This window comes from Cronobacter universalis NCTC 9529 (assembly GCF_001277175.1).
Classification (GTDB): Bacteria; Pseudomonadota; Gammaproteobacteria; order Enterobacterales; family Enterobacteriaceae; genus Cronobacter; species Cronobacter universalis.
On record NZ_CP012257.1, the window covers coordinates 2610670 to 2632756 of the forward strand.

Annotated in this window: 19 protein-coding genes; all 19 read right to left on the bottom strand. The window is 60.0% G+C overall.

Going from position 1 to position 22087, the window contains the following annotated elements:
• Positions 1 to 291 precede the first annotated feature (291 nt).
• The 19 genes from bglB to motA all read right to left on the bottom strand — a co-directional run bounded on the left by bglB (position 292) and on the right by motA (position 22054).
• Positions 292 to 1431, bottom strand: a complete 1140-nt coding sequence (bglB, locus tag AFK65_RS12050) for a beta-galactosidase BglB (protein WP_038856898.1) — start codon at positions 1429 to 1431, stop codon at positions 292 to 294.
• Entirely contained in the window at positions 1431 to 3017 is a 1587-nt protein-coding gene (locus AFK65_RS12055; protein WP_032804713.1) for an MFS transporter, read from the bottom strand. The genes bglB and AFK65_RS12055 overlap by 1 nt, the downstream gene beginning before the upstream one ends.
• A gap of 273 nt (positions 3018 to 3290) precedes the next feature.
• Positions 3291 to 3692 carry a flagellar protein FlhE gene (gene flhE / locus AFK65_RS12060; RefSeq protein WP_038856897.1) on the bottom strand — a complete coding sequence of 134 codons (402 nt, stop codon included), beginning with the start codon at positions 3690 to 3692 and terminating at the stop codon, positions 3291 to 3293.
• Positions 3692 to 5770, bottom strand: coding sequence for a flagellar biosynthesis protein FlhA (gene flhA / locus AFK65_RS12065; protein ID WP_038856895.1), 2079 nt, complete (start codon positions 5768 to 5770; stop codon positions 3692 to 3694). The genes flhE and flhA overlap by 1 nt, the downstream gene beginning before the upstream one ends.
• Positions 5763 to 6911 carry a flagellar biosynthesis protein FlhB gene (gene flhB, locus AFK65_RS12070; protein ID WP_032804714.1) on the bottom strand — a complete coding sequence of 383 codons (1149 nt, stop codon included), beginning with the start codon at positions 6909 to 6911 and terminating at the stop codon, positions 5763 to 5765. The genes flhA and flhB overlap by 8 nt, the downstream gene beginning before the upstream one ends.
• A 132-nt stretch (positions 6912 to 7043) precedes the next feature.
• Entirely contained in the window at positions 7044 to 7685 is a 642-nt protein-coding gene (gene cheZ / locus AFK65_RS12075; protein ID WP_038856893.1) for a protein phosphatase CheZ, read from the bottom strand.
• Between the two features lie 10 nt (positions 7686 to 7695).
• On the bottom strand, positions 7696 to 8085 hold the full coding sequence (gene cheY / locus AFK65_RS12080; RefSeq protein WP_004388326.1) for a chemotaxis response regulator CheY: 390 nt from the start codon (positions 8083 to 8085) through the stop codon (positions 7696 to 7698).
• A gap of 17 nt (positions 8086 to 8102) precedes the next feature.
• Entirely contained in the window at positions 8103 to 9152 is a 1050-nt protein-coding gene (locus tag AFK65_RS12085; RefSeq protein ID WP_007699027.1) for a protein-glutamate methylesterase/protein-glutamine glutaminase, read from the bottom strand.
• Positions 9149 to 10015: a protein-glutamate O-methyltransferase CheR gene (cheR, locus tag AFK65_RS12090; RefSeq protein WP_007699031.1), complete on the bottom strand. Its 867-nt coding sequence runs from the start codon at positions 10013 to 10015 to the stop codon at positions 9149 to 9151. Before cheR ends, AFK65_RS12085 begins: the two co-directional genes overlap by 4 nt.
• A gap of 282 nt (positions 10016 to 10297) precedes the next feature.
• On the bottom strand, positions 10298 to 11968 hold the full coding sequence (gene tar / locus AFK65_RS12095) for a methyl-accepting chemotaxis protein II (RefSeq protein ID WP_038856887.1): 1671 nt from the start codon (positions 11966 to 11968) through the stop codon (positions 10298 to 10300).
• Positions 11969 to 12064: 96 nt separating this feature from the next.
• Entirely contained in the window at positions 12065 to 13018 is a 954-nt protein-coding gene (locus AFK65_RS12100) for a Csu type fimbrial protein (RefSeq protein WP_038856885.1), read from the bottom strand.
• Entirely contained in the window at positions 13015 to 15405 is a 2391-nt protein-coding gene (locus AFK65_RS12105; protein WP_038856883.1) for a fimbria/pilus outer membrane usher protein, read from the bottom strand. Before AFK65_RS12105 ends, AFK65_RS12100 begins: the two co-directional genes overlap by 4 nt.
• Positions 15384 to 16142 (bottom strand): fimbrial biogenesis chaperone, encoded by a 759-nt coding sequence (locus AFK65_RS12110; RefSeq protein ID WP_038856882.1) that lies wholly within the window; start codon positions 16140 to 16142, stop codon positions 15384 to 15386. The genes AFK65_RS12105 and AFK65_RS12110 overlap by 22 nt, the downstream gene beginning before the upstream one ends.
• Positions 16143 to 16158: 16 nt before the next feature.
• Positions 16159 to 16671 carry a Csu type fimbrial protein gene (locus AFK65_RS12115; RefSeq protein WP_038856881.1) on the bottom strand — a complete coding sequence of 171 codons (513 nt, stop codon included), beginning with the start codon at positions 16669 to 16671 and terminating at the stop codon, positions 16159 to 16161.
• A 62-nt stretch (positions 16672 to 16733) separates the two neighbouring features.
• Positions 16734 to 17300, bottom strand: coding sequence for a Csu type fimbrial protein (locus AFK65_RS12120; protein WP_007699056.1), 567 nt, complete (start codon positions 17298 to 17300; stop codon positions 16734 to 16736).
• A 394-nt stretch (positions 17301 to 17694) separates the two neighbouring features.
• A complete protein-coding gene (gene cheW, locus AFK65_RS12125) occupies positions 17695 to 18198 on the bottom strand; it encodes a chemotaxis protein CheW (RefSeq protein ID WP_004384891.1) in 504 nt (167 codons plus the stop codon).
• A 28-nt stretch (positions 18199 to 18226) separates the two neighbouring features.
• The gene (gene cheA, locus AFK65_RS12130) at positions 18227 to 20227 is read right to left on the bottom strand and encodes a chemotaxis protein CheA (RefSeq protein WP_007699062.1); all 2001 of its coding nucleotides are present in this window, start codon (positions 20225 to 20227) and stop codon (positions 18227 to 18229) included.
• 10 nt (positions 20228 to 20237) lie between these two features.
• Entirely contained in the window at positions 20238 to 21170 is a 933-nt protein-coding gene (motB, locus tag AFK65_RS12135) for a flagellar motor protein MotB (RefSeq protein ID WP_007699065.1), read from the bottom strand.
• Positions 21167 to 22054, bottom strand: coding sequence for a flagellar motor stator protein MotA (gene motA, locus AFK65_RS12140; RefSeq protein WP_004384888.1), 888 nt, complete (start codon positions 22052 to 22054; stop codon positions 21167 to 21169). The genes motB and motA overlap by 4 nt, the downstream gene beginning before the upstream one ends.
• Positions 22055 to 22087 lie beyond the last annotated feature (33 nt).

A 22087-nucleotide genomic window follows, 5' to 3' on the forward strand; every position in this document is an offset into this window, starting at 1 on the left:
GTGCGGCTGGCATTTTAAGGACTGACTACAAAGAAACAAGCCACAATAAATTACTTTTTTGGAAAAAGTTAATATTGAAAATATAATAATAGCCGAATAAGCACATAATAAATATCATCAGAGCCATAAGACGAGGCGTAGTGTATAAATAAGCTAATACTGATGATTTAAATGCCTTACTGGTAATGAGAGCAGCCGGACGGGTGATGCAGTGCAGAATTCAGCATTAAAAGCCGTGTAAGGATAATCAAATAACCGCCGCGCGGCGAGGGTGGCGCGCGGCGGACAACGTTACAGGTAAGTGCGCAGGTATTCCGTCAGGCAGAGGATCGCCATCGCCTGGCCGTAGGGCATCGACGTGAGCGGGATCTGGCGATAAAACTCGAGATCGCTGCCCATGCCGGTGCCAAATGAGACCTGCAACAGCTCGCCCTGCGGCGAGACGTTCGCCACCACGCCTTTGATGGCCTTCTCCGCCACCGCGGCATACGCCTTGTCGATATAGCGTTTGCGCACCGCCTTCAGCAGCCCGCAGGCGAATCCGGCGGTGGCGGACGCCTCAAGGTAGGAGTGGGGATCGTCCAGAAGCGTATGCCACAGGCCGCTCTCATCCTGACACGCCGCCAGCGCCGCCGCCTGGCGCTCCAGCACCTGCGTCAGGTAGCGGCGCACCGGGTGACGCTCCGGCCAGTCCATCAGCTCCAGGAAATCGGGGATAACGATAGTCACCCAGCTATTGCCGCGCGCCCAGCGGGCATTAGCGAAATTATGGTGCCCCTCATAATTCCAGCCGTGGAACCACAGCCCGGTCTCCCTGTCCATGAGGTTCTCGACATGCAGCAGGAACTGATAGACCGCCTCATCGACGTACTCCTGACGTCCGAGCAGCTTGCCGATTTTCGCAAGCGGCAGCACGGTCATCATCAGCGTGTCGTCCCACATCTGCTGATGATTCTCTTCAGCGAGCGTAATGTGCTGCATCCCGCCCTGGTCGGTGCGCGGCATCTCATACATCGCCCACTCCGCCCAGCTCTCAAGCCAGGGTAACAGCGCGGCGTCGCGCGTCTCTTCGTAGCGGTACGCCAGCGTCAGGAACGGGGCCATCGTATTGACGTTTTTGGTGGTGGCGCCTTCCGCAAAGCGCGCCGCGAACCAGTCGTCAATCACCGCGCGCATCCGATCATCGCCGGTCTGGCGGTAATACTGATAAATACCGTACAGCCCGACCCCGTGGGTCCACTCCCAGCCTGCCCAGCCTTTGGTGTCGATCACGCGCCCGTCGTCCAGGCGCAGGAGGAACTGTCCGGTTTCATCCTTAATGTTGATCAGGTTGTCGGTAATTTTGTGGATCATCGCCTTGAGTTCGTCACGGGCAATGAAGCGCTCCGGCTGACGCAGCAGCGGGCTGTGTTTTACAGGCCAGACAATCATTAACTTAACCTCTGTGTCGTATCGAATTCAGGAGTGACGCCTTTCAGCGGTGGCGCCGCCGGCTTGTTGCGGTTCAGATAGCCAATGTTGTTATTCCCCCACAGGCTTTCATAAGGCATGCCCGCCAGCATCTCGACCGTCGCGCGGTTCGCCGGGCTGATGCTCTCCGGCATCACGCGGCCGCTGGCGCGCATCTTCTCAGTCTCTTCGCGCAGAATGCTGTGGGTTTTCAGGTTGAGCTTAAAGCGCAGGGAAATCAGGAAACCGCAGGCCAGCACAATAAGCGTGCCGACGCTTAAAATGGTCAGAATGGTATGGCTCACCGCAGGCGCCTGGGTGCTCTGACCGGAGACGAAACCGGACATCTGCATCACAATCCCCACCAGCATCACCGCGCCCGCCTGAGAGGCTTTGCGGGTGAGCGTCATAATGCCTGCGAAAATCCCTTCACGGCGCTGGCCGGTCACCACTTCGTCGACATCGGCGATATAGGTATAGGTGTTCCACGGCACATAGTTAATGCCGCCGCGACCAAGACCCGCCACCGCAGAGACCAGCAGCAGCAGCGAGTAAATGTCGCTCATGCCGGCGTAATAGAGCAGCGCGTAAGAGAGCGAACTCAGCCCAAACAGCACCACCACCATGCGGTAAGACGGCGCCGGCCCGAAGCGGATACAGAGCGGGATCATCGCGATGACGGCGATAAACTGGAAAATCGCCATCGTGCCGAGCAGGTTAGACGCGACAGACGCCTCCTGCATCAGCACAAACACTACGTAGTAGGTAAATACGGCGTTGAACACGTCCTGGGCGATATAGCCGCCGAGATACATGCCAAGATGCTGGCGGAAAATGCGGATGCGCAGCGTGGAAGAGAGTTCGACCACCAGGCGGCGCAGGCTCTGGCCGAGCGTCAGCGTTTTCTTCTCTTCTTCGGCGCGCAGCGCGGCTTCCGACCAGGCTTCGCGCGGGCGCTCCCAGGTGAAAATCCACACCAGCGTCAGCATGATCGCGCAGAGTACCGAGAAGACCAGGCTCGCGTAGAAGAACGACACCGCGTTATCTTTCCCGAAGTGCGTCAGCAGCACGCCCGGCAGGAACGATGCCAGAATGGCGGACATCTGCGCCATCGAAATGCGCGCGCCGGAGAATTTGGTTTTCTGTTTGAAATCGTCGGTCATCTCCGGCACCAGGGTTTCGTAAGGCACCAGAATCATGGTGTAGACGATATCAAACAGCAGATACGTCAGCAGGTAGTACCAGAACCCCATATCCCCCACCCACATCAACGAGTAGCTAAAGACGCAGGGAATGCCGAGTAAAATAAAAAACTTACGGCGGCCGAAACGGCGGCCGAGCCAGGTGGTGCCGAAGTTGTCAGTGAGAAAGCCCATCAGCGGGCTGACCACGGCGTCGGCGACCCTCGCCGCTGCGAAAATAAAGGTCGCCTCAATCGGCGTTAAGCCGCAGAAGGTGGTATAGAAATAGAGAAGCCACGCTGCCGTGAGGGCGGTCGTTCCTGCGCCGAGGAAGTCTCCTGACCCATAGGCAAGGTAATTTGCCAGTCCTGGTTTACGCGTTTTCATCGCCGTCACCCTGTGTATTTTTATGTGGAGCCCCGCGGCAAAGCGCAGAGCTATCAGGGCTAAAGTAAAAGTATGGCGGGTGGGAAACCTTTCCTTTTCTGCCACCTGAAACGGAAAACTGGCAAAAATACAAAGAGCGCCGCCACCGGCTTCACTGATTTATAAAACAGCGTTTTGAAGTGTTCAAAGCGGGAGTTCAGAACTGCGAGCCAGCCGCCAAAATTCGGGCGGCTGGAGGTGGAAAACGCGCGCTGGCGCGTTACATGAAGAAGATTAGCGGTAGTTAACGATGACCTGGCTGCTGCGCACTTCCAGCGCGGGAAACAGTCTGCCGCCGCCCGGCACTTCAAAAATAAAGCGCAGCGGCTCGGCGGCTGAGACATTGGTAAACGCGCGCGTGGTGCCGGTCTGGTCTTCCACTTCCACGCAGCGGGTCTGCGAACAGAGCCGCGCCACCATACCGGCAGGCGTCGGGCCTGCCAGTTCATAGCGCCAGACCACCACGGTCATCACGCCCTGCGGCGGCGGTGAGTCCGGCGCCAGCACCGGCGACGAGGCCGCCATGCCGCGCTGGCTCAATACTGGCCCCATTGCGCTCGCCTGCCAGGCGCCCTCTCCCGCGGCGTTCGCCAGCACGGGCAGCGTCAGTAATGCCATTAACAAGCGCGCGCGCATTATCTGCCTCCGATGCTGGACGTCATGCGGATGTTGCGGTTATCGGACAGCTCAAGGTTCGAAAGCACCACCAGCTGCGGCAGATTACGGCGCAGGAAGCGCGCCAGCAGCGGACGCAGCGCGTGGTTCACCAGCAGTACCGGCGGCGCGCCGAGCATCTCCTGACGCGACAGCGCCTCCTGCGCCTGCTCAAGCAGACGATCCGCAAGGCCCGGTTCCAGGCCGCCGCCGCCCTGCAGCGCCTGCAGCAGCAGACGCTCAAGCGACGTATCCAGCCCAATCACCTGCACTTCGTCGTTGCCAGGGAACCACTGCTGGGTAATCGCGCGGCCCAGCGCCACACGCACCACGGAGGTGAGTTCGTTCGGATCGTTCTGTACCGGCGCGTGCTCGGCGAGCGTCTCCAGAATGGTGCGCATATCGCGAATTGGCACTTTCTCGGCGAGCAGGTTTTGCAGCACTTTATGCAGCGTGGTCAGCGTCACCACGCCCGGCACCAGATCTTCGGTCAGTTTCGGCAGCTCTTTGCTCACGCGGTCAAGAAGCTGCTGTGCCTCCTGACGACCAAACAGTTCGGCGGAGTACTGCGCGATCAGATGGTTCAGGTGCGTCGCCACCACGGTGCTGGCCTCAACCACCGTAAAGCCCTGGATCTGCGCCTGCTCTTTCAGCGCGCTTTCAATCCAGATAGCCGCCAGGCCAAAGGCCGGATCGACGGTCGGCTCGCCCGGCAGCGAACCTGCGGCGGTGCCAGGGTTAATCGCCAGCCAGCGGCCCGGATAGGCTTCGCCGCTGCCGATTTCCACGCCTTTCATCAGAATGCGGTAGCGTGCCGGCGGCAGATCCATATTGTCGCGGATGTGCACCACCGGCGGCAGGAAGCCGAGATCCTGCGCGAATTTCTTACGAATACTGCGGATGCGGCCCAGCAGTTCGCCGTCCTGCTGCATATCCACCATCGGGATCAGGCGATAGCCCACTTCCATCCCGAGAGAATCTTCGAGCTGCACATCGTTCCAGGTCGCTTCCACGGCCTGCGGATTATCCTGCTGGATAACCGGCGCGGGCGCGGCGGGCGCCTGCTGATCGCGGCCGCGCATCCACCAGGCGAGGCCCAGCAGCGCCGCGGTAAACAGCAGGAACACTAAGTTAGGCATCCCCGGCACCATGCCGAGCAGGCCGAGTACGGCGGCGCTCAGCACCATGACGCGCGGGTTATTGAACAGCTGGCCGACCATCTGCTCGCCGACGTCCTGATCGGTGCCGACGCGGGTCACGATAACGCCCGCCGCGGTCGAAATCACCAGCGCCGGGATCTGCGCGACCAGGCCGTCACCGATGGTCAGCAGCGTGTAGCTTTCCGCAGCGTGGCCAACCGGCATACCGTGCTGTACGACACCTACCAGCAGGCCGCCGATGATGTTGATCGCCATAATCAGCAGACCGGCGACGGCGTCACCGCGCACGAACTTACTCGCACCGTCCATCGAGCCGTAAAAGTCCGCTTCCTGGGTCACTTCGGTACGGCGTTTTTTCGCTTCCTCTTCGCCGATAAGCCCGGCGTTAAGGTCGGCGTCGATAGCCATCTGTTTGCCTGGCATCCCGTCAAGCACGAAACGCGCGCCGACTTCCGCGATACGCCCCGCGCCCTTGGTGATAACCATGAAGTTGATGATGACGAGAATGATGAACACCACGATACCGATGGCGAAGTTGCCGCCGACCAGGAAGTGGCCGAACGCCTCCACCACTTTACCCGCCGCCGCCGAGCCGGTATGGCCGTCAAGCAGAATGATACGCGTGGACGCGATATTCAGCGCCAGACGCAGCAAGGTGGTAAACAGCAGAATGGTCGGGAACGCCGCGAACTCCAGCGTACGCTGGGTGAACATCGCCACCAGCAGCACCATGATGGAAAGCGCGATGTTAAAGGTGAACAGCATATCCAGGATAAAGGCCGGCAATGGCAGCACCATCATCGACAGGATCATCAGGATGATAACCGGCCCGGCGAGTATCTGCCATTGGGTCGATTTCAAATTGCCAGGCAGGCGCAGCATTGCCACCAGATTAGCCATCAGTGTCCTTCTCGTTCATAAAATCCAGCGCCTCAGGCACCGGAAGGTTTTCAGGTTTCTTCGGAATCAAACCGCCAGCCAGACGCCAGCGCTTGAGTTGCCATACCCATGCCAGCACTTCCGCCACGGCGGCGTACAGCTGCCCTGGGATCTGCTGGCCGATCTCCGCGTGCCGGTATAACGCACGCGCCAGCGGCGGCGCTTCCAGCATCGGAATTCGGTGTTCGTTACCAATCTCGCGAATACGCAGCGCCACCAGCCCCGCGCCTTTGGCCACTACTTTCGGGGCGCTCATTTTGTTCTCGTCATACTGCAACGCCACCGAGTAGTGCGTCGGGTTATTGACGATAACGTCGGCTTTCGGCACGTCCGCCATCATGCGACGACGGGCCGCTTCGCGTTGCTGCTGGCGAATACGCCCTTTGACGTGCGGGTCGCCTTCCTGGTTTTTGAATTCGTCGCGAATATCCTGGCGCGACATGCGTAATTTTTTGGTGTGGCTGACTATCTGCCAGAACACGTCGAAGCCCACCATCGGCACCAGGCCCATCACAATCAGGATGCAGCACAGCGCGACCAGATTCATCGAGTTGCGCATGGCGGCGATGGGCGATTCGCTGATAAGGCGCATCATGTCCGGCCAGTTGTACCAGAGGAAAACTCCGGTCACGATGCCCACCAGCACCGACTTCAGCACCGCTTTTAACAGCTCCGCCAGCGACTGCGATGAAAAAATACGTTTGATGCCCGGCAGCGGGTTCAGTTTTTCGGGCTTAAACGCCACGGCTTTCGTGTTAAACAGCAGGCCGCCCAGCAGCATCGGGGCGAACAGCGCCACAATCACCACGCCCATAATCAGCGGAACCAGCGCCATCAGCGCCTGCTTTATCAAAAAGCTAATCTGTCCGACCACGAGTTTCGGGTCGTTAATAATGCTGTGATCGAAATGGAGGCCGTGAGCGAGCATGGCCGCCAGCTGGCGCGCCAACAGCGAACCGCCCATCCAAATCACCGCGACGCCGACCAGCAGCATCAGCATAGAGGTCAGTTCACGGGAACGGGGGATCTGCCCTTCTTCTCGCGCCTTTTCTCGTCGGTGGGGTGTGGGGGCTTCTGTTTTGTCGTCGCTATCGTCTGACACGATTCGATTCTCGCAGCTACTATTACGCAGCTAGCATGCCAGAGGCGGGAAAAGCTAATGGGAAGAGAAAAGCGCAAAACCAGTGGTTGTTTCGCGCTTTAATGCCCTCCCCGAAGGGAGGGTTAACTGGGTTCAGAAGCCCAGACTGTCGAGCAGGTCGTCGACCTGATCCTGGCTTGCCACGACGCCTGCGGCGGTGGCGTCCAGCTGCGGGCCGTTGAGCAGGCTGTCGTTCGGGCGCTTGGCGCGCGCGTTCGGCTCCGGCATGTTCTCCAGCAGCACCATCAGAAGCTGGCGCTCAATCTCCTGGATAACATCCATCATGCGCTTAATCACCTGACCGGTCAGATCCTGGAAATCCTGTGCCATCATGATTTCCAGAAGCTGGGCGTTGGTGAAGCTGGTGTGATCCGGCACCTCCGCCAGGTACTGGCGGGTGTCGGTCACCAGCTCGCGCGCGTCGCTCAGTTCGATAGGGTTCTCGAACCACTCGTCCCAGCGGCCGCTCAGCGCTTTCGCGTCGTTTTCCAGTTTGTTCTGGTGAGGCTGCGAAGCCTCGACGCAGTTCAGGGCGCGTTCCGCGGCCTGCGCCGTCATCTGCACCACGTAATCCAGACGGTCGCGCGCGTCCGGGATAGCTTCCGCCGCTTCCGCAATCGCCTGATCAAGCCCCAGTTCGCGCAGGCTGTCACGCAGCATGCGGGTCAGACTGCCGATACGGACAATAATGTCGCCAGTCGAATGCTCGTCAGTCGGTTTTATCGATGCCGTCATCTGCCTGTCCTCACATGCCGAGTTTTTCGAAAATCTTGCTCAGTTTTTCTTCAAGCGTCGCCGCCGTGAACGGTTTCACCACGTAGCCGCTGGCGCCTGCCTGCGCTGCCGCGATAATGTTCTCTTTCTTGGCTTCCGCCGTCACCATCAGTACCGGCATGGACGCCATGGCACCGTCGGCGCGAATGGTTTTGAGCAGCTCAAGACCATCCATATTGGGCATGTTCCAGTCGGAAATCACAAAACCGAAACCGCCGGTCTGCAGTTTGTTGAGTGCATCCACACCATCTTCCGCTTCTTCTACGTTGTTGAAACCCAGCTCTTTGAGCAGGTTACGTACAATGCGGCGCATGGTGGAGAAGTCATCCACAACCAGAAACTTGAGATCTTTATCCGCCATAAAAACTGTACTCCTCGTTAAATACGTATTGCCTGTCCGGCACTGATTTTCGCCAGCATCTGCTGGCTGACCTGGCTTAGATCGACGACTTCGCTGACGCCACCCATGTTGATGGCCTCACGCGGCATGCCGAACACCACACAACTCGCTTCGTTCTGGGCGATGGTCCAGGCGCCCGCCTGGTGCATCGCCAGCATTCCCGCCGCGCCATCGTTGCCCATCCCGGTGAGGATCACGCCCACCGCGTTGCGCCCCGCATGTTTGGCTACGGAGTGAAACAACACATCCACGGCCGGACGGTGCCGGTTGACCGGCGGCCCGTCGTGGATCTTGATCTGGTAGTTAGCGCCGCTGCGCGCGAGCTCCATATGCTTATCGCCTGGCGCGATATAGGCATGGCCCGGCAGCACGCGCTCGCCGTCTTCGGCTTCTTTCACGCTAATCTGGCACAGCTTGTTCAGTCGCTCGGCGAAAGAACGGGTAAAGCCTGGCGGCATGTGCTGGGTAATCAGCACCGCCGGGCTTGAAAGCGGCAGCGGCTGGAGCACATGGCGGATAGCTTCGGTGCCGCCCGTGGAGGCGCCGATGGCAATCAGCTTTTCCGAGCTCAGCAGCGGGCCCGCTTTCAGCGTCTTCGGCACCACGTCCGGCAAGCGGGCGGAGATGCGCGCGCGCGACGCGGTACGCACTTTATCGGCAATCAGCTCGCTGTAGGCCAGCATCCCTTCGCGAATGCCGAGCTGCGGCTTGGTCACGAAATCCACGGCGCCCAGCTCCAGCGCGCGCAGCGTAACTTCCGACCCTTTGCCCGTCAGCGACGACACCATCACCACCGGCATCGGACGCAGACGCATCAGTTTTTCCAGGAAATCGAGGCCGTCCATGCGCGGCATTTCGACATCCAGCGTTAACACATCCGGATTGAACTGCTTAATCAGATCGCGGGCCACCAGGGGGTCCGGCGCTGTCGCCACCATCTCCATATCGCTGTGACTGTTGATAATTTCGGTCATGATCTGACGCATCAGCGCCGAATCATCTACTGACAACACTCTGATTTTACTCATTCTTTTTCCTTACTCAGGGCATACACCGTCTGACCGCGCAGCGAGAAATCCCGGCTGAGGTTACTGAAGTTTTCCGAGTGGCCCGCAAACAGCAGGCCGCCCGGCTTCAGCAGCGGAACAAAGCGTTTGAGGATCTCCTGCTGTGTTTCTTTATCGAAATAAATCATCACGTTGCGGCAGAAAATCGCATCAAATGGCCCTGGTACGTTGTACTGCTTATCAAGCAGGTTCAGCGAGGCGAACTCAATCTGGTTCGCCAGTTCGTTACGCACGCGCACCAGCCCCTGGTGAGGCCCTGTGCCGCGCATAAAATAGCGTTGCATCTGCTGTGGCGAGAGGGTTTTCAGCTCCTCCTGCCGGTAAATTCCGCTCTGCGCCTTTTGCAGCACTTCGGTATCGATATCCGTACCGTAGACTTTCCAGCGGCCCGGCGCGGTGCCCAGCGTATCGGCAAGCGTAATGGCGATAGAGTAAGGCTCCTCGCCGGTTGATGCCGCGGCGCTCCAGATACGGTACTCGCCGCTGCGCTTACGCGCGTGCTCCGCCAGCACCGGAAAATGGTGCGCCTCGCGGAAAAACGCCGTCAGGTTCGTGGTCAGCGAGTTGATAAACGCCTGCCACTCGGCGCTGTTGGCGTTGGCTTCCAGCATGCTGAGATAGCGTCCGAAATCATCCAGCCCGAGCGTGCGCAGACGTCGAACCAGACGGTTGTAGACCATATCCCGCTTATGTTCGGCCAGCACGATCCCGGCGCGCTGGTATATCAATTGACATATCCGACGGAAGTGGGTGTCGGACAGCGCGAGGCGCTGTGTCATCTGTACTAATAATGACGTTTGCCCAGCAGGCATGGATGATGTCATGTTGCCTTCTTCTTCACAGTCAGAGTGTTACTGGCACCACGCTCAGGGTGGTGCGGCCATCTTGTTACGCTTACAAAAGCCGTGTTCAAGGTTTAAGACTGAATCTTTTTTCATCTCAGACGCGCCCCGCGGCGCGCGTCCGGTGCTGTTCTTTTGCGCGGACGCGCTGTGCAGTGCGTCCCACGCTTTCGCGCAACGCGCGCTTCCCGAAAATGCTGCCGACCGCGTTCCCCTTCGGTACACCATGCCTGCTTCCTTAGCCGGTCATACGCCGGAATCTGTTCAGAACGTTTCCCAGTTGTCCTGGCCTGCGGCGGCCGGTTTACTTGCCACCGCGAGCGCCGGGCTTGCGCTCACGGGCGCGGTCGCGGGCACGCTACGCGGAGCATTGGCGCGCGCGCTGGCGAGGCGGAAGGCGGCGACGGCCTGCGACAGGCGGCTTGCCTGGTCTTCCAGCGCGCTCGCGGCGGCGGCGGATTGCTGCACCAGCGAGGCGTTTTGCTGCGTCACGCGATCCATTTCGGAGACCGCCAGCGCCACCTGATCGATGCCGCGGCTCTGTTCGTCGGAGGCGGAGGCAATCTCGCCCATGATGTCAGTCACGCGCGTTACCGCCCCGACAATCTCCTGCATCGTTTCGCCCGCGCTTTCCACCAGCACGGAGCCGGAATCGACGCGCGAGACGGAATCTTCAATCAGCGCTTTAATCTCTTTCGCCGCCTGGGCGCTGCGGCTGGCGAGGTTACGCACTTCGCCCGCCACCACCGCGAATCCGCGGCCCTGCTCCCCTGCCCGCGCCGCTTCCACCGCGGCGTTCAGCGCCAGGATGTTGGTCTGGAAGGCGATGCCGTCAATAACGCTGGTAATGTCTGAAATCTTTTTCGAGCTGGCGGCGATGTCGTGCATCGTGTTCACCACGCCGTCCACCACTTTGCCGCCGCGCTGCGCGGTATCCGACGCGCTCAGCGCCAGCTGCGACGCCTGACGGGCGTTCTCGGCGTTCTGCTTCACGGTCGCGGTCAGCTCTTCCATGCTGGCGGCGGTCTGCTCCAGCGCCGAAGCCTGCTCTTCGGTACGTGAAGAGAGATCGGTATTGCCCGCGGCGATTTCGCTGGTGCCGCTGTAGATAGCATCGGTGCCTTCACGCACGCTGCTTACCGTCTGGATCAGCGCCTGTTGCATATGCTGAACGCTCGCGGAAAGCTCAGTAATTTCGTTACGGCCGGAGACCGTAATGGTTTCAGTCAGGTTGCCGCCCGCAATCTCGCGAATGTGGTGGATAACGCCCGCCAGCGGCGTCAGCAGAACGTGGCGGATGCCGTACCACACCATCGCGATAACCAGCACCACCAGCACGGCCAGGATGGCGGTCTGCCACTGGGCCAGACGGAAATCGCTGCGGCTCTCTTCCCAGGCCTGTTGCGCCAGGCGCACGTTCACGTCGTCATAACGCGTCACAGCTTTTTCCAGCGCGTTCTGTTTGCCCTGGGTCGCCTGGGCGAAATAGGCGTCCATGTTGCCGGTTTCCAGGTACTGCACCAGTTCGGTCAGCGCCTGGTAGTACTCGCGATAGCTTTGCTCGACGTCGCCCGCGGCGGCGTTGATCTCCGGGACATCCACCTGCACGCCTTTAAACGCGCTGAAGTGGGTATCCGCTTCAGCCAGCACTTTTTTCGCCGTGTTGAGCAGGTCGGTTTTCGCGCTGCTCTGCTGGTTGCTGGCGTCCATCATCATGCGCGCCGCCGAGCGGCTTAAGTTGATGCGGGTTTGCAGCAGCAGGTTCCACGACTGGTTGAGCTGCGCCTGTTGCAGTCGCAACTGGTGCGACGCGGCGAAACTCTGCTGGTTTTCATTCAGCGACGAAAAAAACACCCCACCGGAAATGAATTGCAGCAGTGCGAACACCACCAGCACCATCATCAGCAGTGAGACAACGCGGATACGATTCAACATGCGACACCTTCCTTCTGGTTCCTGAAGGGGTTATCGGCATGGCCTGGGGGAACTTTATCGTTGTGTAAAGGAAATTTGCGTTAGTCGGCGGCGGGGTCAGAAGGCGACGTCCACCACCAGCGTATCGGTGTAGCTCCCGGCGGGCGGCGTGTTCTGGGTCGCGAGGATACGCGCCGTGTATTGGTAGGATCGCAGCAGGCCGTCGGTGCTGACCTGCGAGGCGCTGGTGCTGGCCCAGCGTTCGGTGCCGCTGACGCCCCAGCGGTTGGTGGTGTTGCCTTTATAAATCTCATAGCTGAGCCGGTTCGCGCCGCTCGCCATATTGCGCACGCTGCCCACGGCATTGTTGCCGTTATTGATGCCGACGGTATACGCGCTCCCTTTGGTGCAGGTGATGGCGATGGTTTGCGATACGGGCGCGAAATCTTTCACCAGCGGCGCGCTGGCGAAATTCAGGTTGGGCGCGCTGATGGTGCTGCAATCGTTCGTAACGGTGAGCGTCACCAGACTGGTGAACGTCGAGGTGCCGTTCTGCGGCGTCAGGCAGACCGCGACGCCCACGGCGCAAATACTGTAGTTGACGCTGAAACTGAGCGTGACCTGATAGGCGCCCGCCGCGACGTTCTGCCCCTGAAGCGTGCGGATATAGATCGGGAAAGTGTAGCGTTTGCTGGTTAAGAGGTTCAGCAGCGCCTGGCCGCTCCAGCGATAGCTGCCGTTGATGGCAAGCTCGCTGCCGGACGGACAGCCGCTCTGGGCGCACACCTGGAGCGGAATACGGTCGGTGGCGTCGCCGCTGCGTCCGAGCGTGGCGCGGGTGCCGGCGCTGGTTGTGGCGCCGGTGAGCGTCAGGTTGACGAAGTCGTTATTCAGCACGTTCAGCACCGCGTCGCAGTCCAGGGTCAGCGTCGCCGTCGTGGTCTGCACGGTACTGTTGATGACAAATGACGTCTGGCTGCCGTAAGCCGCGCTGGTGCCGCTGACGCGGCAATCGGCGAGCGCAGGCAGGCTTACCAGAGACAGGAGAATAATCAACAGCAGACGAATCATGGCGTAACCTCACGACAAATAAGCGGACCATAGGTTTCCAGGCGATGGGTGCGGTTCGCCCCGACCGTCAGGGTGACGCGGCACGTTTTACCGTCAGGCTTCACGACGCGCAGCGGGTTCACCTCACCGATATCTTCAAGCCACGCGATGCCGTCGTAGCCCACGACCGCCGTCGGGCGATCGTCGCGAAACACCTGGCTTGATACCGGCAGCGGCTGGTCATTTTCATCATGCAAAATCACGCTCGCCACCCGCTCCTGCTCCATCGGGAACGTCACCAGATAACCGCTGTTGCGCCGCAGCGCGAGACGCCGCTCGGTATCGCGAATGCGGGTATCGGCAGGCAGATTCAGCGCGTCGATGCTGTAGGTGGCCGGATAGTAAGAGGTCACGCCGCTCACCAGCAGATAGCCCTCTTCGTCGGTCTCCCCTATCGGCTGGTTTTCAAAGTTCACCGTCACGCCCGGCTGCCCCTCGGTGCTGACTACCGCGAAGGCGTCGTTAATCTGGTTGGCCGCGAAGAGTTCGCCATCCATCGTCACCAGCGAGCCGGTGGCTTCGGCCCAGCGCGTGAAGTTTTTAGACTGGCCGTAGATCCCGCCCTGCGTCTCGACATGGTTATTGCGCCAGCCCAGCGTCGCCTGCTGATAGTTGTCGTCGCGCGACTGATTCGCATAGGCCAGATTCCAGCTAAAACCGCCATCGCTCGGCATCGCGCGGTTAACGTTGACGCGCTGCGTGGAGCCGCTTTCCGGCGTGGTCTCCGCGCTGAAGGCGACGGAGTTCTGCTCACCGAGCGGAATTTGCAACGAGAGCGCGAACGTCCAGTCACGCTCCTCGTAGTCGTGGCTGGCGGCCAGGTAGAGGCTGCTGTTCCAGAACGTTTTATTCCACGACAGGTTCAGCAGCCGCGTGTGATCGCGGTTAAATGACTGCACATCGATCCAGGCCGCGCCGACGCTGCCCGCCGCCCCCATATTGAGCGTCAGCGCGTACTGCGTGGTGGCGCGGCTTAACGTGATGATGGGCTGCTGATACTGATCGTACCGCACGGGCTGATCGTAGAGCGCCATGTTGCCGAACCCGCGCGTGCGGCGGGTCTGCTGCGTCGACAGGCTGAAGCCCGCCGTGTTGTACTGGTAACCCCAGTTCCACTGCTGGCCGCTGTTCTCACGCATCTTGCTCCAGCTGCCTGCGCCGTTGACCACGCCGAACCGGCCAAGCTTCACCAGCGATCCGACGCCGCCGAGCTTAAGCTTTTCCGCCGCTTCGCCGTGGGTCTCCAGCGTCCAGAAATCCGTCACCCCGTAGCGCCAGGAGCCGCTCGCCGCCGCCGGGCCGTAATCGAAGTTTTTCACGCCGTAGTTGCGGCGCAGCGCGCCCGCGCTGAACGACCCGTCGCTTAAGCCTGGTTTCAGCAGTTCGCTGGCCACATAGAACGGCAGCGTGGTGGAGACCTGGCGGCCCAGTGCGTCGGTCGTGACCAGCACCGCGTCGCCGGAGCCGTTAATATAAGGCAGATTAGTCAGCGTAAACGGGCCGGGCGCCAGCTCGGTGGAGCCGGAGCGATAGCCATTGATAAACACATCCACGGTGCTCGGTACCGCCGCCTCGCCGGAAAAGGCAGGCAGCGGATAGGTGATGAGATCGGGGCGCAGCGAGAAATCGCGCCCGACCGAGATGCCGCCCATGCGCACGCTGTTGCTCCAGCTCAGGCTGTCGCTGATGACATCGCCGAGCGACCAGCTCCAGGCGTTGTCGTCGTTGGTGCTGTTAAACATGGTGTCGTAGCGCATATAGCCTTCATCCTGGCCCGGATAACCGCGAAAGACTTCCCGTAACGCCCCGGTGGACGAGAACGACCCCGCGTTGCCGAAAAGGCGCATCTCGTGCCAGAGTGCCGCCTGGCGCAGACCGTTATTCGTATCGCTGGCGTAAAAATCGTAGTTGAGCACCGCGCCGTTGCTGGCGCGCGGGCGCACCCGCCGCTCCTGCTCGCCGAGCGCCACGGTGCGCGCGGGCACCCAGTCGGCAGGCACGGTCAGCAGGAGCCGCTGCCCGGTGCTGTCGTAGCGGCTTTTGACCTGCGGGAGCGTATCGACGTTGACGTCGCCCTGCGGGATTTTATCGCCCGGCAGCCCGGCGCGCTGGAGATCCGCCGACGACACCCACATCGCCCCGCCGCGCCGCGTCACGGGGACGACCAGCCCGGTGTCGTAATAGTTGACCACCAGCGACAGATGAAACACCGCCTGGCGATCGATAGCCTGCGCGTCCGGTGGCGGCGGCAGCGCGTCGTCTCCTTCCAGCGCGTTAACGGCAGGGGAAACCACACACAGCAGGCTGATTATCACCCCCCGACGACTCACCGGGCGGCGGCTTGCCATGTGCCCTCGCGGGCGTTGACGGAGGCGCTAAGCTGCGTCGGCTGCGGCATACCGGCGGGCAGCGGGAAGACGCGCGTCTGGCCCGGCAGCACATAGCCCAGCAACCCTTCCGCCAGCACGCGGCGCTGCCCACCCTGCTGCGCCGTCACTTTGCTGATGCGCGCGTGGATCTGATCGCGGTTGGTGATTTCAATCGCCGGACGACCGTTATCCCTGACGACGCGCCAGGAGAGATTTTCCGGCTGTAAAAACGCATGATGCGCGCCCGCGCGCTCTGTGGCGACGCCCTGGCCGTAAACGAAAAGCGGAATCGAATAGCGCATTTGCAGCTTCAGGCCGAGCTGGGGTTTGCCAGGCTCGGTGGGCTGCGGGATCTCATCGACCACAATGCGGTAAGCCTGCTCCACGCCCGCAGGCACCTGGGCCTGGCTAATCAGGCGGATCAGCTGCTTTTTACCGCCCTCGATACGCACAATGGGCGGGCTCGCCGCCACATCCTGCTGCTGCTGGTAGCGCTCGTTACCGCCCTCCTGCCGCCAGCGGACGATGCGCACCTGCATGGTCATCGGCGTGGCGCCCTGATTCTGTATCCATAACTCTGCCGCGTTATCGCCGGGCGCGAGATAAGGATCGATAGGCCAGATAAGCATATTACCGGCCGACCAGGCGCTGCCTGCGGTCAGCCAAAACGCGGCGGCCAGTCCGAGCCGCCTGAGAGACGTTGCGCACTGCATCATGTCTGCTCTCCCTGTATCACCATGATAATGTCACCGTCAGCGTGTCGGTATAGCTGCCGGCGGGGCTGAAGCCCGTAAGCTGCGCTGCGCCAAAGAGAGGCAGCGAAATGTTGTTACTGTTGCTGTACGTGATGGAAACCGCCTGGTTGACGCCGATTTCACTCGCCGCATTGAGCGAGCTCGACGTATAGAGACGATACGGCACGCGTTCAGTGCCGCCGCCGCGCACCATATTGCGCACCGAGGAGCCGTAATTCTGGCCGCCGTCGATGCTCATGCTAAGCGCCACCCCCGGCGTGCAGGCGAGCAGTAACGAGGAGGACGGTACGAAGCTGGTGCTGACGCGCGTGCTTTCCACACCGCTGCGGGTGCCGAAATTAAGCGTTCCCATGACGCCGCCGGTGCCGGTGGTGACCGAACACCCGGCGGCGACCGTGGCGCTGACCTGAAACGACTGCGTCGTCACGGCCTGCGCGCCGCCGCACAGAATGGCGGCCAGGCCGATGACACCCCACTGAATTCGCCGCACAGCGCTCTCCGGGGACAACCACGCCCGGTTGCCCGTTATCCTCATCGCGGCCCTGTTGGCGCTTAGTAGGTGACGCTGACGTTAATGGTGTCGGTATAGGTGCCCGGCACCACGGTCACGCTGTTGCCGCCGCCCTGGATACGGCCATAAATGGTGTAGTTACTCACCCCGCCGGTGGTCGAGGCGGCCGGAATAGAGGCGTTGTTGGCGATAACGTTCTGGAAAGCGCTGTCGCTGTAGAGGCTGTAGGCCACGCCCTGCGCGGTATTGGTGGTGTTAATCAGATAGCGACCCGGCGTGCCTGGCGTGCCGACAATGGTGCCCGGCGCCTGGTTGGTGCTGCCGGTGATCTGCACGGTATATTCCGGCGTGGTGCACTGGATGGAGAAGGTGTTGCCGCCGCCCGCGCCCGTCAACTGGGTGGTCAGGGTGGAAAAGGTCGCCGGGCTGGTACCGAAGTTCAGCGTACCGAAGTTAATCCCGTTCTGGCTCGGCGAGCCGTTGATCAGGCAACCATTAGTCAGTGTTAAGGTTGCGCCGATGGTCCCGCTACTGGTGACCGCGAAGCTTGCCGGCGCGCTCAGCATCATGCCGGCACCGAAGATAACCGCTAACAGACGTGCTTTCATCGTGTTTACCCTCTAACTCTCAACGGAAATGACGCTCTGCCGGGCCGTGTGGACGGCCTGAACAACGGAACGCAGCGCGTCAGGCGAGACGCTAAACTGAAATTTAGTTTATGTTTCAAAACATCACAAAAGTTGTAAAAGATATCAATGAGAGGGCGTGATGAAGGGTAAAAATATTTAATTACAAGGAGTTAGATTTTAAAAGGGATTACAAAATGTAAATGGCAAATGATATATTCAAGGATGTGTGATTTGTATCACATTATAAGCGCGTTTAATTCCAAAAAAGACGCGGGGGAGTCACCACGAGAGTAAGCCGCGGGCGCGGCCGGCCCTTATCGACGGGCGAAAAAAAGGGGCGCTTTCGCGCCCCGTGCCACTGCTTTTCTTGTTGTCACGCCACGCGGGCGGTTGCGCTGTCAATCAGCTCCATCTCTTCGCTGTTGAGCAGCTTCTCAATGTGTACCAGAATCAGCATGCGTTCGCCAATAGCGCCGAGGCCGGTCAGGTATTCTGTGGAGAGCGTCACAGCGAATTCCGGCGCCGGACGGATCTGCTCGGCGGTGAGAGACAGGACGTCAGAGACGCCGTCAACCACGATGCCGACCACGCGCTGGCCGAAGTTCAGCACGATCACCACGGTGTTTTCATTATATTCCACATCGCCCTGCTCAAACTTCACGCGCAGGTCAACGATAGGCACGATAACACCGCGCAGGTTGGTCACGCCTTTAATGAAAGACGGCGTGTTGGCAATGCGGGTTACCTGATCGTAACCACGGATCTCCTGCACTTTCAGAATATCGATACCATATTCTTCGTCGCCCAGGGTGAATACCAGGAACTCCTGGCCAGACGGCTCGCCGGCCAGTTTAGTGACGTTGCTCATACCGGTCATATTACTTACCTTTTCTACGATAGTGGCTTCAGGCGGCGGTCGGCGCCAGACGTTGCTCACGGTTTAAACTTTGCAGCGCGGATACATCAACAATCAGCGCCACGCTACCATCGCCCAGGATCGTGGCGGCCGAAATACCCGGCACCTTGCGATAGTTACTCTCAAGGTTTTTCACGACGACCTGGTGCTGGCCAATCAGCTGATCGACCAGCAGTGCATAACGGCGACCGGCGCTTTGCAGGATAACAACAATGCCCTGCGTCGCTTCGGTTTTCGCCCCTTGCACATCAAAGACTTTCCACAACTCAACCAGCGGCAGATACTCCCCACGCACTTCCAGTACGCGTTCGCCGCCTGCCAGCGGATGCAGATCTTCTTCACGCGGTTGCAGCGATTCCATTACCGCGTTCAACGGCAGAATAAAGACTTCTTCGTTTACCTTAACCGACATGCCGTCGAGGATCGCCAGCGTCAGCGGCAGCAGGATACGAATCGTCGTGCCCTGGCCCTGACGGGAGGCGATTTCAACATGGCCGCCCATCTCCTGAATGTTACGTTTCACCACGTCCATGCCGACGCCGCGACCGGAAACATCGGTCACCTGCTCAGCCGTGGAGAAGCCCGGAGCGAAGATGAGCATGCCCACTTCGTCATCGGTCATGCTTTCGCTGACGGCCATGCCCTGAGACATCGCTTTCGCCAGAATGCGTTCGCGGTTGAGGCCGGCGCCGTCGTCGGTCACTTCGATACAGATGTTGCCGCCCTGATGCTCTGCGGAGAGGATCAGGTTGCCTACCTGGGATTTACCCGCGGCGGCGCGTTTTTCCGGCGCTTCGATACCGTGGTCAAGGCTGTTACGCACCAGGTGCGTTAACGGGTCGATAATGCGTTCGATCAGGCTCTTGTCGAGTTCGGTGGAGCTGCCCTGCAGCGTCAGTTCAACCTGTTTGCCAAGCTTGCTCGCGAGATCGCGAACCAGACGCGGGAAGCGGCTGAAGACATATTCCATCGGCATCATACGGATGGACATCACCGATTCCTGGAGATCGCGGGCGTTACGTTGTAACTGACTCATGCTGGTGATGAGATCGCCGTGCGTGACCGGATCGAGCTCGTTGGAGCGCTGCTGGAGCATAGACTGGGTGATCACCAGTTCGCCCACCAGGTTGATCAGCTGGTCAACTTTCTCAACCGCCACGCGGATGCTGGTGTTTTCTTTTTCGCGGGCCGGTTTGTTCTGCTCGGCGCGCGGCGCGCTGGCCGCAGGCGCTTTGGCTACCGGCGCGACGGCCACAGGCGCGGCCTGAACGACCGCTTCTGCCGGCGCGACAGGCGCTGCGTCAGCAGCCGGCAGCGGCAGGAATTCAATTTGATCGCCTTCGATGACAAAGCAGAGCACCGCGGTGATGTCATCCGCGCTGGCGCTGGTTTCAAGCGTAGCGACCAGATAATCCTCGCCCTTTTCAATCTGGCTTAAGGTGCCGAGATTGCCGAGCTCTTCCTGCAGCAGTTCGGTTTCAGTGCCTTTGAGTTTGCCAAGCTTTATGCGCAGCTTGCCGCCATCCGCAGATGCGGCGGCCGCAGGCGCAGCGGATTCCGTTTCGACAACAGAGAGTTTCGCCGCCGCCGCAGGCGCTTCGCCTTTGGCTTCGAGCGCCAGTTGGCGCAGCGCCTGACAGATATATTCAAAGCTGGCTGCGTCCGGCTCCTGAGAGCTTTTATAAGCGTCAAGCTGTTCCTGCATAATATCTTTGGTTTCCAAAAACAGGTTGATGATGTCGGTGTTGAGTTGCATTTCACCCCGACGTGCTTCATCCAGCAGGTTTTCCATCAGATGGGTGGTTTCCTGGAGGATGGTGAAGCCAAAGGTCCCCGCACCACCCTTAATGGAGTGCGCGGCGCGGAATATGGCATTTAGCTGTTCGGCATCGGGCGCTTCGGGCACCAGATCGAGCAAATGCTGCTCCATGTCAGCCAACAGTTCGTCAGCCTCATCGAAAAATGTCTGATAAAAATCGCTAATATCCATACTCACGCTATCACCTCGTAACCGGTTGGGACGGTGTTGGGTTTGAGGCCGGGGGGACGGCGCCCGGTTGTTGTAATACGCTCAGTGACTCATTTTCGCTTTCGGCGTTTTCATGCACGATGGCATCTTCCGACTGCTTGTTGAGTACCAGCAAACTTATGCGGCGGTTCAGGGCTTCATTCGCGCCTTTCTCCGCCAGGCGCATCGTGGCGGCCATGCCGACCACGCGCAGAACTTTGCCATCATCAAGCCCGCCGATAACCAGCTCGCGACGCGACGCGTTAGCGCGATCTGCCGAGAGTTCCCAGTTGCTGTAACCACGTTCGCCGCTGGCGTACGGGAAATCATCGGTATGGCCTGACAGGCTCACTTTATTCGGTATGCCGTTCAGCACCGGCGCGATGGCGCGCAGGATGTCGCGCATGTAAGGCTCAACTTCGGCGCTGCCGGTTTTAAACATCGGACGGTTCTGGCTGTCGATAATCTGAATACGCAGCCCTTCCTGCACCAGATCGATGCGCAGATGCGGGCGCAGCGCGCGCAGTTTCGGGTCGGCCTCGATCAGCTGATCCAGATCGCCGCGCAGTTTCTGCAGGCGGTTACGCTCCATGCGTTTTTTCAGCTCGTCGATATTCGGCTCTTGTTTTTTCACTTCGCCCTGCGACTGCGTGACATCATCCCCACCCCCCGGAATCGGGCTTTCGCTATCTGCGATGCGATGCCCGCCGGTGATGGCGGCGGACAGCGGCGTGCGGAAATATTCCGCAATCTGCGTCAGCTCCTTCGGACTGGAGATGGAGATAAGCCACATCACCAGGAAGAAGGCCATCATGGCTGTCATAAAGTCGGCGTAAGCGATTTTCCACGAGCCGTGCGAACCGCCGCCGTGCCCTTTATGCTTGCGCTTTTTTACGATAACGACGGGGTGGTTGCTGTTTTTCATGCGTCTTCTGTCACCTGCTGCTGGTTAGGCGATTTCACCGCGCGAACGTGTTCATCCAGTTCGGTGAAGGACGGACGCTCGCTCGAATAGAGCGTCTTACGACCAAACTCTACGGCGATAGGCGGCGCGTAACCGTTAAGGCTCGACAGCAGCGTCACTTTCACGCACTGCATCATCTTGGTGGTTTCGGCGCTCTTCTGGCGCAGCACGGTGGCGAGCGGCGACACGAAGCCGTATGCCAGCAGGATGCCGAGGAACGTCCCTACCATCGCGTGCGCGATAAGCGCGCCGAGCTCCGCCGCCGGACGGTCCGCAGACGCCAGCGCGTGCACCACGCCCATGACCGCCGCCACGATCCCGAACGCCGGGAGCGAGTCGCCCATCAGCGCCAGGCTGTTCGCCGGCACTTCCGCCTCGCTTTCGTGCGTTTCGATCTCTTCGTCCATCAGCGCTTCAATCTCAAACGTGTTCATGTTGCCGCTGATGATGAGGCGCAGATAATCGGTGATGAACTCCAGCATGGTGTTGTCCGCCAGAATGCGCGGGTAGCTGGTGAAGATCTCGCTCTCTTTCGGGTTCTCGATATCACGCTCCAGCGAGAACATGCCCTGCTGGCGCGATTTGGTCATCAGGCGATACAGCAGCGCCATCAGATCCATGTACATACTTTTGGTGTATTTCGAACGGCGAAACAGCAGCGGCAGCGCTTTCAGCGTCCCCTTAATCGCTTTCCCGTTATTACCGACGATAAACGCACCCACACCCGCTCCGCCGATGATGATTAATTCAGCAGGTTGATAGAGTGCACCAAGCTCTCCTCCGGTAATCATGTAACCACCGAAGACCGTTCCCAGAATGACCAGGTAACCTATTAAAATCAGCACGACATCATCCTTCCGCTGTTGGCTATGGCGAGG

Coding starts and splice junctions, on each gene's coding strand:
- bglB (WP_038856898.1), bottom strand. CDS start 1,431: ATGATTGTCTGGCCTGTAAAACACAGCCCGCTGCTGCGTCAGCCGGAG.
- flhA (WP_038856895.1), bottom strand. CDS start 5,770: ATGGCTAATCTGGTGGCAATGCTGCGCCTGCCTGGCAATTTGAAATCG.
- cheZ (WP_038856893.1), bottom strand. CDS start 7,685: ATGACGGCATCGATAAAACCGACTGACGAGCATTCGACTGGCGACATT.
- motB (WP_007699065.1), bottom strand. CDS start 21,170: ATGAAAAACAGCAACCACCCCGTCGTTATCGTAAAAAAGCGCAAGCAT.
- cheY (WP_004388326.1), bottom strand. CDS start 8,085: ATGGCGGATAAAGATCTCAAGTTTCTGGTTGTGGATGACTTCTCCACC.
- AFK65_RS12100 (WP_038856885.1), bottom strand. CDS start 13,018: ATGATTCGTCTGCTGTTGATTATTCTCCTGTCTCTGGTAAGCCTGCCT.
- tar (WP_038856887.1), bottom strand. CDS start 11,968: ATGTTGAATCGTATCCGCGTTGTCTCACTGCTGATGATGGTGCTGGTG.
- AFK65_RS12105 (WP_038856883.1), bottom strand. CDS start 15,405: ATGGCAAGCCGCCGCCCGGTGAGTCGTCGGGGGGTGATAATCAGCCTG.
- AFK65_RS12120 (WP_007699056.1), bottom strand. CDS start 17,300: ATGAAAGCACGTCTGTTAGCGGTTATCTTCGGTGCCGGCATGATGCTG.
- cheA (WP_007699062.1), bottom strand. CDS start 20,227: ATGGATATTAGCGATTTTTATCAGACATTTTTCGATGAGGCTGACGAA.
- cheR (WP_007699031.1), bottom strand. CDS start 10,015: ATGACATCATCCATGCCTGCTGGGCAAACGTCATTATTAGTACAGATG.
- flhE (WP_038856897.1), bottom strand. CDS start 3,692: ATGCGCGCGCGCTTGTTAATGGCATTACTGACGCTGCCCGTGCTGGCG.
- AFK65_RS12085 (WP_007699027.1), bottom strand. CDS start 9,152: ATGAGTAAAATCAGAGTGTTGTCAGTAGATGATTCGGCGCTGATGCGT.
- AFK65_RS12055 (WP_032804713.1), bottom strand. CDS start 3,017: ATGAAAACGCGTAAACCAGGACTGGCAAATTACCTTGCCTATGGGTCA.
- AFK65_RS12110 (WP_038856882.1), bottom strand. CDS start 16,142: ATGATGCAGTGCGCAACGTCTCTCAGGCGGCTCGGACTGGCCGCCGCG.
- cheW (WP_004384891.1), bottom strand. CDS start 18,198: ATGACCGGTATGAGCAACGTCACTAAACTGGCCGGCGAGCCGTCTGGC.